The organism is Desulfitobacterium sp. (assembly GCF_982384815.1).
Genome location: NZ_CEVWNY010000009.1, coordinates 38,169 through 52,045, shown reverse-complemented (window position 1 = coordinate 52,045; position 13,877 = coordinate 38,169). Strand labels below are relative to the sequence as shown.

Here is a 13,877-nt window from a genome sequence, read left to right as displayed (position 1 = left end):
ATAGTTGCCTGCTTCGTCCAGCTCATTTTTTTTGACTACTAAGGTTAAGGGAACAAACTCTTTGAAGAATTCATCGTCCAAATTTTTATAAGCGGAATCCACTGATGCTCCGGTGAGAACCTGACTATAGCCCAGATAGTTCCCGATCACCGACATGCTGTCCCCTGTTTGGTAATCCTTGGAAAGGAGACCCCTCGTAATTTTGCCGCGAGTCACCGGGATTTCCACATAATCCTCGCTCTTTTCCCCATTCGGCAGAGTCCTCTCTACTTTTATTATATCATTTTCGGCCTCCGGATTAGAATTCGGTTCATAAATATATTTTCCATCCGCCGAGATCTTGATATTGCCATACTTGGGTTCCTCGATTAAACGATATTTGATGCCCGGATTAATATACCCCAAGCCGGCTATATAAGAATCCCCCCCAATCTTAAATTGAGTGCCGGAATCCCCGAAATCATCCTGATTGAAAAGAATACTACTGCTTTTATCATGGGTACTGCCTGATCTGTTGCCGAAGGAAAAACCATAATAATCTCCCACTATTTGAACCGAAGACTTTTGAGCATCCATTTGGGTATCATCTTCTACATAGGCATTGCCACCAACCACAATGGAACTATTGCTGTTGGTGTCCCCCTGGTTAAAGATAGAGTTGACCAGCACATCGCCCCCAACCGTAATTTTAGCCGGTTCGCTAGAACTACTATACCGCGTCTGCAAAAAATGTGGGGTTACCGCCCTGCCACCGACATTTAATTTTCCGGATACCCATCCTCCGGTTGGCTGTTCTCCTCCAACAACGATACCCCCCACATTATTATCATCAAGCGGGTTGCCCTCCGGGTCAAGATCTTTTCCCCGAGCGTACAAATTCCCGTTAATTGATACATCGGCACCCAGTACATTTAGGTTCCCATCGGTTGATAGTCCATAATCCCACAAGACATTATGCTTGATGGTATAATTACCCAACATTTTCTTAAAGGGTGTATCGTAATCAGGCACCTTGATAAGCAGGTCACATTCGATGATATCTGTGGGGGTGGACCCGATCTCACCGCCGGGGTTAGTCTGAGCGCTTAAGTCGTAATTTCCTCTAACCTCGGAAACAAGGTGGAGTTTCATAGTATCAGGATCAGGATCAAATTTATCTTGATCGAAGAGTTTGGCCCGGTTTACGGTAAGCCGGTTATATACAGCTCCGTTAGCACCCAGCTGTACAGCAGGATCTTTAAGAGTTATGCTGTTTTCCAGATTATCAATTATGATATCCAGATTATTCCCGTCGTTAAAGTACTTCTTAAAGCCTTCCTTAAAAGCGAACGCCAGTTGCTCCTTCAACTCCGTATCGCTTAATTCGCTCCAAGCCTCCTTGTTGTTATGAAGCTCTCCTGCCACATATACATCCCGACTGTAGGTCACGGCATTTTCTACTTCCTTGCCCATATAGGCATAAGCTTCTTCCAGTCCGGCCTCAGAAATATAAAGCGCTTCCTTTGCCCGGTTGTCGAAAATCTTCATCTTGTAACCCCAGAAGCTTAGACTAAGCAAGGATACCCCTAAGATGCTGAGAACGGTCGCTGTTACCATGACCAGAACTAATGAAGCGCCTTTTTGGCTGCGTAAATAGTTGATCATGAACACTTCCCCCTCTCCCTCTTATTCCATTCTCTTGTAGCTTTCTAATTCGGCAAGCAACCCATCGTCGGTAGCCCTGTACACCCTTACTTTAAGATTATAAAGTCTGCCGCCGGTCCCCCCCGGTGAGGCTATGAGGCTTTTGGTAATATTCACCCGCCCCCTGCCACCGCCTCGTAAGGTGGTGATATCATCCGAGTAATTCGTTCCATCACTTCGGGTACCGCGAACGATCACTATATTTAGCGCCACATCTCCCGTGGCGTAATTATCCCCTTGCAAGGTCAAGGGGAGTTCGCTATTTTTTTCAATGACCAGTGTCACTGAGGAGCTGCCGTCTCTGTCCATTACCGGAGTGTAAGTGTAAAAACTGCCACTTATACGCGTACCGGCGCTTTCCACATTAAGCCTGATTTTTTTCTGCAACTCACCGGCATCCCACATTTCCAATTTAAGAGTATCATGGGCAGCCAATACCGGAAACATATCCCCCCGATAGGATAAGGAATCATCTCGAAGCGTAATTTGGTCATTGGCGGAAGGGGTTGTAAAGCCGTTGTAACCATAATTTACTTCTAAAGGTGTAGCTATCGGGATGGTCACGGGATCATCACCGCTAATATCAAGAGGTTCAATAACCGAACCGCTGATATCGTTATTTACCACTGCCACCGCAACACTGATTTTATAGGGTCCCTCCATCCGATCGTAGTTTTGAGTAACCGAAATAGTCGGAGCACTCTTTAGCCCTTCTAAGACCTCCTGAGCAAGCTGACCGGCTTCCAGTTGTTCCCGGGCTAATTGATTATTCTCAACTGCACGCAGAAATAAGCCGCTCAGGGGAACCATAATGAGCCCTAGAATCGCAAAACTGACCAACACCTCGACAAGGGTAAAGGCTTTGTTATTAAAAAGCACTTTCTTGGTCAACTTTTTTCACCCCTTGATTTTCAGCTAACGGATTTCGATTGGTCCCACTTTCTCTACAAAATTAACTCTGGGTTTGACCGGATCATCATCTTTGACCTTAACGATTACTTTAAGATCAGTATGATTAAGCAAGCTAATATTGGCACCGGCTTGATCGTCGCTTTCAAGGCGTTTACAGCTGAAAATATCGATACCGATGGTATCCTCCGGATAAAATTCCTGCATCCCGGTGTCTTTTTGGGGATAACTCTCCCCTTGAGTGCTATAGCGATAATAATAGCGGTTATCTTTCTTGATAAACTCATAGGTAACATTCTCAAATCCTAAGTTTTCCGCATAAAGGTAGGAGCTTTTGTTCTTGTCGTTATAGCGGCTCAGCACGACTGTAGTGAGGTCCGCATGAATAGAATTAAGCATAAAGAAGAAGTTCTCCTTTGAGGACACCTCTTGGCCTGTACCGGGCACACTTACCGCCGGTGTATCCGGAGGCTGAGGTGATGAGGCTGAATAACCGCTAAAAGGACTGAACGGGTCATTTTTCCCGTAAGGTCCCTTATAGGGCCACCGATAAAAATCCTGATCTTGATCTTCAAGCTTGGGAACGGCGATAAAGGTTAAATCCAGAGTCGTACTTAAGCGCCCGTCTGTTGTGGCCAAGGACTGAACATTGTTAATAAGAATTCGGCGCGGGTAGCTTTCAAGAGCTTTGATGAGATTTATTACTCCCTCATACCCGGACTCAAAGACAATCTTTACCTTCAGATCAACGACTTTTCCCTTTGCCGGCTGGGCACTGCTCGTATTCTGATTTGCAGTGGGTTGGGGAGCAGGGGGTAGTTCACTTTCTCCCCGATATACTTTCGCGATCTCTGTAAGTCTGTCAATTTGCACCTGGGTAACCGCAGCATTTTCCGTTCCCTTTTTAGGAGCAGAATCCTGCTGACTTGAAAAATCTATTGACCTGGGCGTAATTCCGGCAGCTTTAAAACTGTCTTCAAGCACAAGAATAATTTTATCCTGTTTTAGTTCCGGAAAAAAAAGCGCAGAAACACCTTTAACTTTGCTGTCCATTTTTTTAAATTGAAGGTAAATCGGATTAGCGGGGTCCGCCATTTGCCGGTATTCCTGCAGCTTTTGTGCTGTTGCTTCGCGGCTGTGATTGGCCTTGGTCATCTGTTCATACTGAGGGATGATTATATAATTAACGCTCAGATAGATCACTACTGCCAAACCAAGGATCAATAACATCACTTTTTCTCTTGAGCTCAGTTTCATGGATTTTCTACCCATCCCTTGCCAATACATTTAATCGAAAACAAGTAATTAGCCGTCCCGGTTTGCTGGGTTATTTTAAGCACCGTTACCTCTTCAAAGACGTCCAGTTCAAGAAGATTATGTTGCAACTCCGCTACAGCCCCGCGTTCCTCGGTAATACCCTGTATCTCCACAGCTCCGTCCAGAATGCGATAACCTTGCAGAAAAGTATGTTGTGGCAGAATACTATTGATTCTATCAATATATTCCGAACTGATTAAATAAGTCTCCGTAATTTCGCTGTTCAGCTTTCCGACGATTCCATTGTACTGCTGGAGAGCATCCAGCTTGCGTTTAACTTCGTTGTACTGAACTATTTTTTCGGCAAAGACCGGTTCGGCCATAATCTCCTGCATCTCGGCGATCTCTTTATTAACAAGCATTATTTTGACGGTAGTTACTCCATAGAACAGCAGATTGAGAGCAACTACGGCAATACCCGTCACCACCATGATTTTATTAAATCTTCTGCCCAGCTGGTTTTTGTCCAAAAAAGGATCGAAAAAGTTCATCTCCATAGATTTCAAAGGTCTGCTCTTTGCTTTGGAGGTACGCTTAAACTTCAGTTTGATCAGCTTTTTAGGATCGATGTTTTTGTTTAATTGAATGCCCATAAGTACCTACCTGTTCACTGCCAGAGCACCGGCTGCATTTAAAAATAAGCAGAGCTTCTCATCTATTTCTTTCTCAGGAGCAGTCAAAGTCGATAAGGAAGTGATTTTAGCGATAGGAATGTTTAACTGCTCACCTAATCCTTCGCTAATTCCCTTAAGGCAGGCAGCCCCCCCGTAAATGTATGCTGCTCTAATCATTGTTTTATGGCGATTCTCATAGAATTGAATAATGCGCAGGATTTTGGTTACCCAACTCTCCAAAACCGAGCTGACGATCTCAGTACTATAGCTATAAATACCCGGTTGGATTTCCGGCAACTCCTGACTTCCGCCTTCCAGCAACCGGGTAAAACGCAGAATTCCCCCTGCGAAGATACTGACGGTAATATAGGAGTGACCAATGTCAAAAAAAGCCAACGTCTCCTCTCCGATGACTCTTGACTCATTAATTACAGCACCCGGTCTGATCAAATGCCCGAAGCCGTTGGTATTGATATCCAGCCTTTCCGGTTTTAACGTTAACAGTTTAAGAATATCATAGCTGTCCGCCACCATCGCCTTAGGCATAGCCGCCACCTGAACTCTTAACTTCGCCGTCCCCTCCTCCTCCACTTTCTCGATGGCACGATGTTGGGAAACATAGCTGCCGGACTCGGCCGGCAGAAAGCGCTGGAGCTCATAGTCCACCATGCTACGCAATTCGCTATCTTTAACTGCGGGCAGCAATAGTTCCCGGGAGATAATGCCGGGGCTGTTCAAGGAGACCACAGCTCTTTTGCATTTGATTCGATGCTGGCGGAGGGCATCGTGAAGCAAATCCGCAACCTGGCCGATATTGGAAAATCTCCCATCCTGATACAATCCCTCGGGCAGGGGAAGCAAAATGGCCTTCTCGATGCCTACGCTCTGGTTTTTTCGGAAAGCCGTTACCAGTTTAATGTTGCGGGAACCCCACTCCAAAGATAAGTACTTTTTGGAAAACATTCCGTTTTCTCCTATCATGTTTGTCTTTAAATCACTACCTGTAGGTACCAGGCCAAAATTTGCTCTCCCCACAGCATTACCAAGACCGCCGACATCCCTATGAAAGGACCAAAGGGAAGATAGTCTTGGCGTTTGACTTTTCCTAAAGCCAACAGGGCCAGGGATACAATGCTTCCCAGCATAAAGGCAAAAAAGGCTGTCATTAAAATATATTTCCAGCCCAACCAAAGACCAAGGACCCCCATCAGTTTGATATCTCCGCCCCCCATGGCCCCCTGAGTTATTACGGCAATCAGCAAAAACAAGCCGCCACCGATCAGCAGCCCGGCCAAACCATTCACCAATCCGGTGCCGCCGGGAACAAAGACCGCAAAAATACCGCCGCCAAGGAGTCCCATTAAATTTAAGCCATCGGGAATCATCCGGTGCTGTCGATCAATGGCGGCGATCACGAGCAGGAGGCTGACTAAGATGAAGTAGAAGATGGATTTTGCCGACAGTCCATAGACCGCGTATACCGCCAAGTAAAGTACCATATTCAACAGTTCGACGACCGGGTATTGCCGGCTCAGCGGTTCGCCGCAATACCGGCAACGGCCCCGGATAAAGAGCCAGCTTAAGACCGGGACTAAATCCCGGGGCCTTAAGCCGGTCTTGCAGTGAGGACACCGGGATGGGGAAAAAAAGATGGACTCGGCCACCGGAATCCGGGATATACAAGTGTTTAGAAAGGAGCCGACCAAAAGGCCGGCTAGAAATAAAGTGAAGTAGATCATATTATTTTTTTATTATGGGGATGGAGCTACCGCGGCAGGATTATCTTTCGTAAATTCTTTCCCTTCTTCAAATAATTGCCACGCATTATTGTTAGTTGTAGCAGCTTTCCAGATTACCTTGTACGTTGAGTCTCCTCCCCCATTAATTCTGAACAAACCAGTTGCCTCGTCTGTTGCATTTTTGTTAGATACTGGTTTTGCATTTTTAAGGTTAAGGTCAGTTAATGCGGATAAACTCCCTACTACACTTCCGGTCTGGACTTCCTGAATACGGCAAACATTGGCAATCTGGGCCGCCGTTGCCGCGTCTGCGTTAATGGCTGCATCAGAGCGCATTCCCGAAAACCTCGGCAGGGCGATTGCCGCCAGTATTCCTAGGATAGCCATGACCACAATTAGCTCAATTAAGGTAAACCCTTTTTTGTTTTTTAAAAAGCGTTTCATCTTTTTCCTCCTTTGTTTTTTGTGAATTTATCAGTAATGCCTTTTGGCATTATTGAACCGGTTTACACTCTCCATGGCTACTCTACACAGCGCTCGCCATATTGAAGATCGGCAGCATCATGGCGATGACCATCCCACCGATGACCACGGCCATTACCAGAATCATCAGGGGTTCCAGCAGGGAGATCATGGCGGTGATGGTTGCCTCCAGCTCCTCATCATAGTAAGCGGCCGTGCGTTCCATAATATCGTCTAAGCCCCCCGACTCCTCACCGATGCCGATCATATGATGAACCATGGGCGGAAAGATCCCCATATTCTGGATGGGAACGGAAAGATTCACCCCTTTCTTCACCTCTTCAATGGCTTCCAGCATCCCCTTTTGAACCACTTGGTTGCCAATGATGGCTGTGACTGACTCCAAGGAGCGGATCATGGGTGTACCGCTAGCCAGAAGTGTGGATAAGGTCCGGGTAAACCGAGAGGTATAGATCATGGTGAAGAGTTTTTTCAACACCGGCAGCTTGAGCTTGAGGCGGTCGGTTACCAGCATACCGGCACCGGATTTCACAAAGCGGAACCCGAAATACCCGCCTAAAACACCTGCTCCCAAGATCACCAAAATGTACCGTCCGACAAAATCACTAAGCCCTAAAAGCATTCTGGTGGGCAGGGGCAAAGCCACATTGCTGCCCTCGAAAATTCCCACAAAAGTCGGTAAGACAAATACCAGCATAACGATCATCATAGCGATGGCGATCACGGCCAGAACCACCGGATAGATCATGGCACTTTTGACTTTGGCATTGATTTTATTTTCCTTCTCATAATGGGTGGCCATTCTGTCCAGCACAATATCCATAGTACCGCTAAGCTCTCCCGCCAAGATCATATTGGTCAAAAGAGAGGGGAAAATCTTGGGGTGATCCTGCATGGCTTCCGAAAGGGTTTTGCCCTTTTGCACTGCTTCATACATTTCCCCCACAGCTTGACGTAAGAGTCTATTTGTGGTCTGCACCCGAAGGATATCTAAGCAGTTTAAAATAATCACCCCGGCATTGGTCATTGTATAAAATTGCCGACAAAAAACTGCCAAATCCTTGGTTTTGACTTTGCTGAAATTATCCAGAAAGCGGAGGGTGCGCCCCCCTTCCACATGTTCCGTGATTTCAATGGGGTATTGATTGTTTTGGCTGAGAAAAGCCAGCACTTCATCTTTGGAATTAAAATCCCGTAAGCCGTCGATTTTCATTCCATTTTCGGTTAGGGCCCGATATTTGTAAAGTGGCATTTTTTCTCCCCCATTTTCCTACACGAAGAATCTTCCCACCTCTCTCTCGAGGAAATTCCGGTCAAAACAATGGTTCAAAGCAACTTCTTCCGTGATTTCGCCGGACTTTACCAATTCCAAAATGTTCATGTCCATGGTTTTCATCCCGCTTTTGGCACCGGTCTGGATCAGTGACTGGATTTGGTGGGTCTTGGCTTCCCTGATCAGGTTGCGAATCGCCGGTGTTGCCAGCATCACCTCCGTGGCCGCCACCCTGCCCTTGGTTTTGGCTTTAGGCAGGAGCTGCTGGGAAATTACAGCTTCCAAAACAGTGGAAAGCTGAATCCTTACTTGGGCCTGTTGTTCTGTGGGGAAGACATCGATGATTCGATCGATGGTCTTGACCGCTCCCAGGGTATGTAAAGTAGACAAAACCAAATGACCGGTCTCCGCCGCCGTGATGGCCGTAGCGATAGTCTCCAAGTCCCGCATTTCTCCCACCAAGATCACATCCGGGTCTTGACGCAAGGCAGCTCTTAAAGCATTGGCAAAGCTAATCGTGTCACTGCCTATTTCTCTCTGGTTGACAACACTCTTCTGGTGGCGGTGGAGGTATTCGATCGGATCTTCAAGGGTAATAATAAGACTGCTGGTATGCCGGTTGATAAAATCCACCATGGAAGCAAGGGTCGTTGATTTGCCACTTCCCGTCGGTCCGGTCACCAAGATCAAGCCTCTTTGCTTCAGAGCCAGTTCTTTGAGGATCGGTGGTAGGTTCAGCTCCTCGATGGTCGGGATTCCTGCGGAAAGCACCCTAATGGCCATACAGTAACTATTGCGCTGGCGATAGGCATTAATCCGGAAGCGACCTAGACCGGGTTGAGAAAGGGAAAAATCGTATTCCCCTTTTTTCTCAAGCTCCTGTAATTGGAAATGATTTAAGATCTGCTCCAAAATCCTGAAGATAGCTTCCGTGGATAGGGGCTCGGCATCAATGGGCGCCAACCGGCCATCGATACGTAAAATCGGCGGAATCCCTACCGTCAAGTGCAGATCCGAGGCCTGCTTATCCACCGTTGCTTGTAATAAAGTGGTGAATTCCATAGTATCTCCTCCGGCATATCAGTCCAATATGTAAACAACCCGCGTGAATTCTTCGAAAGTCGTTTCTCCGGCTAAAATCAATTTAATACAGCTATCCTGCAGAGTCTCAAACCCCTGGCTGCGTGCATAAGCCGTCATCTCTTCGATCCCTTGGCCTTGACTGATCAGTCTGCGCAAACCATCGTTTATGATCAAAAACTCATGTATAGGGATGCGGCCAAAATAGCCCGAACCGTGACAGCGGGCACATCCCGCCCCCTTTTTGAAGGAAAGTCTGGCGGGAAGGGCTGATTCATTTCCCTTAGTAAAGTAGGCAACCAGTTCAAATTCCGAGGTATTCGGGGTATAATCCGCTTTGCAATAAGGGCAGATTTTTTTGACCAGGCGCTGGGCGATAATGCCAACGACGGATGTATTAAATAAAAAAGGCGGTATTCCCATATCGATTAAACGGCCTATACTCGCTATAGCACTATTCGTATGGAGGGTGCTGAGAACCAGATGTCCGGTAATGGAGGCCCTTACCGCAATCTCTGCAGTTTCCTTATCCCGGATCTCCCCCACCATAATAACATCGGGATCCTGACGAAGGATGGAGCGCAGTCCGCCGGCAAAGGTCAGATTTGCTTTAGGATTAACCTGAACCTGATTGATGTTCTTCATGCGATACTCTACAGGATCTTCGATCGTCACGATATTGCGGCGGACATCACTGAGCTGAGCCAACATGGTATATAAGGTTGTACTCTTGCCGCTGCCGGTAGGTCCTGTAACCAGAATAACACCGGAATTCACGGCAAGGAATTTATCCATAAGGATGCTGTTTTTTTCGGAAAGTCCTAATTCATCCTTTGTTTTCAAGAAGCGGCTGCGGTCGATGATCCGAATAACTACCTTCTCTCCGAATACTGTTGGTAGAGTGGATACCCGCAAATCCAAGCTATAGCCTTCAATCTCCATTTCAATCTGGCCGTCTTGAGGGATCCTTTTCTCGGCAATATCGATCTTGGCCATGATTTTTAATCTGGAGACAATGGCACCGTGGGTATCTAGAGGAGGCTTCATAACCTCATACATTTCTCCATCGGTACGAAATCTAATCCTTAAGGAGTCCTGCCCCGGCTCGATATGGATATCACTGGCACGTTCTTGGACAGCTTGGAGGATGATCGTATTGACCATGCGGACAATCGGTGCGTTGCTGATTTCCAAGAGCATTTGCTCATTAACATTTGCATCGTCAATTCCATAATCTTTTTTAAAGTCTTCTACAGCTTTTTCTACTACTTTTTTACTATAGTGCCGTGCAATAGCGTTGGCGATTTCTTTTGATGAAGAAAAATAAGTTACGATTTTGCAATTGGTAATAATCTCCAAGTCGTCAATCACATATAAGTCCGTAGGATCACTCATTGCCACATGCAAAAGATTGCCGTCCTTTTTAAAGGGAATAAGGCTATTGGCTTTGGCGAATTGTTCTTGAACTTTGTTGATGGCCTCTTGATCTATGTACTGTAAGGAAAGGTCGAGCCAAGGAATGCCTGATTGTGCTTCAAGAATTTCGAAAAGGTCCTGCTCCGTGATTAGACCCATTTCTAAAAAGATATTACCAAGCTTTTCGTTTTTCTTTTTTTGGATTACCAATGCCTTTTCCAATTGATCGGGTGTAATCTTGCCGGAATCGACAAGCATATCACCAAGTTTTGAACGTAATTTCTTCTTCATCCTTCTTAATGCCCTTCGTAAAATACCGTAGTGAAATTTTTAGCCAATTATTTAACGGTAAAGCTATCATAATTATCCGAAAGAACTTGTAATTCCATACCCCCTTTAGCAATACTAAGGATAATGTCAAAGCATGCTTCTTTCCCTATAGTCCTAGGACCTTGGGCCTACCGGCTCGCTAACAGCATATTACATTTCTTTATTTCCAGTCAATAGGACTTTAAAGGTTGATTTAAAAACACTTTAATCCATACATTTTTAACTTTTGAAGTTTATTGCAATGGGCATTGCTTCAAGAGCTTTTTTTAGGTCTGGCCAGGCGTATTTAGTAGTCTGGATCAGGACCTCCCCGGCCATACGGTCGGTGGTGGTGACGACTCCTAAGTGTCCGAGGCCTTCAACATATTTACAAAGCATTTGAATTTCCGAACGAGGAACTTGAGCCTTGATCAGCACATCGGAATCCTCAAAAGGTATTTCGTTATTCATCTATATTTTTCCTTTCGAAATCATAGAACCTTCTAAAATTTTTAATTTTACCCTGCCTTTGCGAAGGATCTCTTTCTAGTTCAAGATGCTTCGCTTCAAGATGCTTCGCTACCGCTCAGCATGACAAAGACAATACTAATGTCATCCTGAGCAGGTGCGAAGGATCTTTTTCCGGTTTAAGATACTTCGCTGTCGCTCATCATAACAAGGCCTGGCCTATTTCTTGTCTTTCTTCGCCCTCCGCAAAATAGCAAAAGGCGGCAAGGGCTTAGGAAGCTCCAACTTAAGAATCTGCTTGGCATGGCGGGCTACGTCTACTTCTTCTCCCTCTACAGTCCGGATTCCTTTAACTTCAAAGGACCAGGGCTGCTCTTTCGGCGCAAAGACTTCGATGACTTCCCCTTTTTTGAAATTATAGCGTTGCTCTACCCAATAACCCTGACTGAATTCATTTTTGACCGAAGTCGGAATTTCCGGGTGCTGACGATTATCAGAAGCCAAACCAAAGGCCACGAATTCATAATCCCGGATATAGTTCGAGCTTTCGATATTATGGGATTCGGCACCGGGCTTGCCAAAGAGGAATCCCGGCGAGTAATCACGATGGCTCACTTTATCCATTTCCTCCAGCCAACCGGGGAGTTTGGCCTTAAATTCCTCTTCCCCTTTATCCCAGAGGATATCGATAGCCTCCCGATACACTTTTACAGTACTGGATACATAATGAATACTTTTCATGCGGCCTTCGATCTTGTAGCTGTCAACATTCAAGGGCTTGAGCATGGGCAGATGCGGAAGGAGACAAAGGTCATGGGAATTAAAAATATAGGTCCCCCGCTCATCCTCCTCGATAGGAAACACTTGGCCGGGGCGTTTTTCTTCCACGAGACCATAGCCCAAACGACAGGGTTGGGTACATTCGCCCCGGTTGGCATCCCGGCCGGTAAGATAATTGGAAAGAAGGCATCGTCCGGAATAGGACATGCACATAGCTCCGTGAATAAACATCTCCAGCTCCCCGGGCACCTTTTCCCGAACTGCCTTTATCTCTTCAAAGCCTAGCTCACGGGCTAGAACTACTCGCTCAATTCCGTGCTTGAGCCAAAAACGCATACTATAGGAATTGGTGCTATTCATTTGCGTGCTTAAATGTAGGGGGAGCTTTGGCGCCACTTCCTTAGCCAAGGTAATAATTCCAGGGTCTGATACGATTGCGGCATCGGCTCCTAAAGCTTCCAGCTGCTTCAGGTACTCTGCCATCTCTTCAAAATCCGTCTCATGGGCAAAGATATTCACAGTCACATAGAGTTTGCGGCCTGCTTCATGGGTATAACGGATAGCTTCCCCCATTTCTTCCATAGTAAAATTCCCGGCATAAGCGCGCAGTCCAAAAGAAGGGCCGCCCATATAGACGGCATCCGCTCCATAAGCCAGGGCAAATCTTAGCTTCTCAAAATCCCCTGCCGGAGCCAGGAGTTCGGGCTTCTTTAAATGACTATATTCTATCATAGGTTATTTCAACCTTTCTAAGCTATTTCATGTATTTGGCCTGATTCCGTAAATGTTCTTCATGGGTTTTAGCATATATAGTCTCTCCCTTAGGTGTAGCTAAGAAATAAAGATAGTCCGTAGCTTTGCTGTTGACCACCGCATCTAAGGAAGCATGACCGGGGCTGGCGATGGGACTTGGAGGCAACCCTGTATACTTATACGAGTTATAAGGAGACTCCACCTGAATATCCTCCAGGGAAAGCACGTATTTATTGGTTCCTAAGACATATTGAATAGTGGCACAGGATTGCAAAGGCATGTCAATCTTCAAGCGATTGAGAAAGATTCCGGCGATAATCGGGCGATCAGCATCTTTACCGGCTTCCTTTTCCACGATAGCCGCCAGATTCACCCAATCACGAATACTCAAATTCTTCTGGGCCAGTATGTTCAATATTTCCGGGGTGACTTCTTGTTCAAAACGTTTGAGCATCCGGTTGATATTTTCCTTGGGACTTGCTTGAGGATTAAAGAAGTAGGTATCCGGGAAAAGAAAGCCATCTAAACGGTTAGCCCCTGAAGGAATATCAGTTAAAAAAGCATATTCAAAAGGCTCATTGGCAATTACCCGCAGGTATTCATCCTTAGTCCCAAGACCATTACCGACTAAAGCATCAATAATTTGGGCCGTAGTGTATCCTTCGGGAATCGTAACCTTCGCTGTATGTGCTACCGGCCCTTCCAAAAACTTATTAATCGTCTCTTGAAGATTCATTTTGGAAGATAATCCATATTCTCCCGCCAAAAGCTTGGAGTCCACATTTTGCCGGCTGGCCAACAAGCGGAAGGCTAAGGCACTGCGGATCAAATGTTTTTGCTCAAGGGCTTCGGCAATTTGGGAAGCGTTGATACCAGGAGTGACTGTAAACCGCTCCTCCGTCCCGCTCCCTTCCTTAGCATAAGGCTGATTGGCCCAGTTCCACCAACCGGCCACTCCGGCCCCGGCCAGAATAACAAGAATAAATATACTGCTAAGGATCCCTCTAACCCTGCTTCTTCCCATTCTTTCACTCTCTCTTTCCCAACTCTGTT

The 13,877-nt window shown here is 46.1% G+C and carries 13 protein-coding genes; all 13 read right to left on the bottom strand.

The features are described from left to right. Positions 1-1,644, bottom strand: a 1,644-nt coding sequence (locus AC1U9U_RS03130; RefSeq protein ID WP_479959089.1) for a hypothetical protein, incomplete at its 3' end; no start/stop codon positions are given. 21 nt (positions 1,645-1,665) lie between these two features. Beyond that, entirely contained in the window at positions 1,666-2,574 is a 909-nt protein-coding gene (locus AC1U9U_RS03125; RefSeq protein ID WP_479959088.1) for a prepilin-type N-terminal cleavage/methylation domain-containing protein, read from the bottom strand. A gap of 24 nt (positions 2,575-2,598) precedes the next feature. After that, positions 2,599-3,849, bottom strand: coding sequence for a hypothetical protein (locus AC1U9U_RS03120; protein ID WP_479959087.1), 1,251 nt, complete (start codon positions 3,847-3,849; stop codon positions 2,599-2,601). After that, positions 3,846-4,502 (bottom strand): PilN domain-containing protein, encoded by a 657-nt coding sequence (locus tag AC1U9U_RS03115; protein ID WP_479959086.1) that lies wholly within the window; start codon positions 4,500-4,502, stop codon positions 3,846-3,848. The genes AC1U9U_RS03120 and AC1U9U_RS03115 overlap by 4 nt, the downstream gene beginning before the upstream one ends. A 6-nt stretch (positions 4,503-4,508) precedes the next feature. Beyond that, the gene (gene pilM / locus AC1U9U_RS03110; RefSeq protein WP_479959085.1) at positions 4,509-5,486 is read right to left on the bottom strand and encodes a pilus assembly protein PilM; all 978 of its coding nucleotides are present in this window, start codon (positions 5,484-5,486) and stop codon (positions 4,509-4,511) included. A 26-nt stretch (positions 5,487-5,512) separates the two neighbouring features. Then, positions 5,513-6,262 (bottom strand): prepilin peptidase, encoded by a 750-nt coding sequence (locus AC1U9U_RS03105; RefSeq protein ID WP_479959084.1) that lies wholly within the window; start codon positions 6,260-6,262, stop codon positions 5,513-5,515. A gap of 12 nt (positions 6,263-6,274) precedes the next feature. Continuing rightward, on the bottom strand, positions 6,275-6,706 hold the full coding sequence (locus tag AC1U9U_RS03100) for a pilus assembly FimT family protein (protein ID WP_479959083.1): 432 nt from the start codon (positions 6,704-6,706) through the stop codon (positions 6,275-6,277). Positions 6,707-6,788: 82 nt separating this feature from the next. Next, positions 6,789-7,997, bottom strand: a complete 1,209-nt coding sequence (locus tag AC1U9U_RS03095; RefSeq protein ID WP_479959082.1) for a type II secretion system F family protein — start codon at positions 7,995-7,997, stop codon at positions 6,789-6,791. Between the two features lie 18 nt (positions 7,998-8,015). Continuing rightward, positions 8,016-9,080 (bottom strand): type IV pilus twitching motility protein PilT, encoded by a 1,065-nt coding sequence (locus AC1U9U_RS03090; protein WP_479959081.1) that lies wholly within the window; start codon positions 9,078-9,080, stop codon positions 8,016-8,018. An 18-nt stretch (positions 9,081-9,098) separates the two neighbouring features. Further along, a complete protein-coding gene (locus AC1U9U_RS03085; protein ID WP_479959080.1) occupies positions 9,099-10,805 on the bottom strand; it encodes a GspE/PulE family protein in 1,707 nt (568 codons plus the stop codon). A 258-nt stretch (positions 10,806-11,063) separates the two neighbouring features. Next, the gene (locus tag AC1U9U_RS03080) at positions 11,064-11,294 is read right to left on the bottom strand and encodes a DUF4911 domain-containing protein (RefSeq protein ID WP_479959079.1); all 231 of its coding nucleotides are present in this window, start codon (positions 11,292-11,294) and stop codon (positions 11,064-11,066) included. A 216-nt stretch (positions 11,295-11,510) separates the two neighbouring features. Further along, positions 11,511-12,803, bottom strand: coding sequence for a peptidase U32 family protein (locus AC1U9U_RS03075; protein ID WP_479959078.1), 1,293 nt, complete (start codon positions 12,801-12,803; stop codon positions 11,511-11,513). Between the two features lie 22 nt (positions 12,804-12,825). Beyond that, positions 12,826-13,848, bottom strand: coding sequence for an endolytic transglycosylase MltG (mltG, locus tag AC1U9U_RS03070; RefSeq protein WP_479959077.1), 1,023 nt, complete (start codon positions 13,846-13,848; stop codon positions 12,826-12,828). Between the last annotated feature and the right edge of the window lie 29 nt (positions 13,849-13,877).

Coding starts and splice junctions, on each gene's coding strand:
- pilM (WP_479959085.1), bottom strand. CDS start 5,486: ATGTTTTCCAAAAAGTACTTATCTTTGGAGTGGGGTTCCCGCAACATT.
- AC1U9U_RS03080 (WP_479959079.1), bottom strand. CDS start 11,294: ATGAATAACGAAATACCTTTTGAGGATTCCGATGTGCTGATCAAGGCT.
- AC1U9U_RS03100 (WP_479959083.1), bottom strand. CDS start 6,706: ATGAAACGCTTTTTAAAAAACAAAAAAGGGTTTACCTTAATTGAGCTA.
- mltG (WP_479959077.1), bottom strand. CDS start 13,848: ATGGGAAGAAGCAGGGTTAGAGGGATCCTTAGCAGTATATTTATTCTT.
- AC1U9U_RS03075 (WP_479959078.1), bottom strand. CDS start 12,803: ATGATAGAATATAGTCATTTAAAGAAGCCCGAACTCCTGGCTCCGGCA.
- AC1U9U_RS03115 (WP_479959086.1), bottom strand. CDS start 4,502: ATGGGCATTCAATTAAACAAAAACATCGATCCTAAAAAGCTGATCAAA.
- AC1U9U_RS03095 (WP_479959082.1), bottom strand. CDS start 7,997: ATGCCACTTTACAAATATCGGGCCCTAACCGAAAATGGAATGAAAATC.
- AC1U9U_RS03105 (WP_479959084.1), bottom strand. CDS start 6,262: ATGATCTACTTCACTTTATTTCTAGCCGGCCTTTTGGTCGGCTCCTTT.
- AC1U9U_RS03085 (WP_479959080.1), bottom strand. CDS start 10,805: ATGAAGAAGAAATTACGTTCAAAACTTGGTGATATGCTTGTCGATTCC.
- AC1U9U_RS03090 (WP_479959081.1), bottom strand. CDS start 9,080: ATGGAATTCACCACTTTATTACAAGCAACGGTGGATAAGCAGGCCTCG.
- AC1U9U_RS03120 (WP_479959087.1), bottom strand. CDS start 3,849: ATGAAACTGAGCTCAAGAGAAAAAGTGATGTTATTGATCCTTGGTTTG.